The organism is Vallitalea sediminicola (assembly GCF_054408565.1).
On sequence record NZ_BTPT01000342.1, the window covers coordinates 1 to 209 of the forward strand.

Annotated in this window: 1 protein-coding gene; it reads right to left on the reverse strand. The window is 26.3% G+C overall.

All coding sequences use genetic code 11. The annotated features are described in order from the left end of the window. The coding region (locus tag ACX6CF_RS26985) for a hypothetical protein (RefSeq protein ID WP_458788462.1) at positions 1-209 on the reverse strand (209 nt) is incomplete at both ends.

Here is a 209-nt window from a genome sequence, read left to right on the forward strand (position 1 = left end):
CCAATACAAAATCTTGTGGTAGATATTCGGGATAATAATAATTACTCCAACTATTTGGTATGCTTTCTTCATCTTCTTTTACTTGTACACTAGTGTATTCATTATTATTTTCAACAAAAAGATTAAATATTTTAATTCTGAAAGCTTCAACCGTACATGATAAAACTGTTCCTATACCTATTATTAATGATATTAATAATAGGTATAGG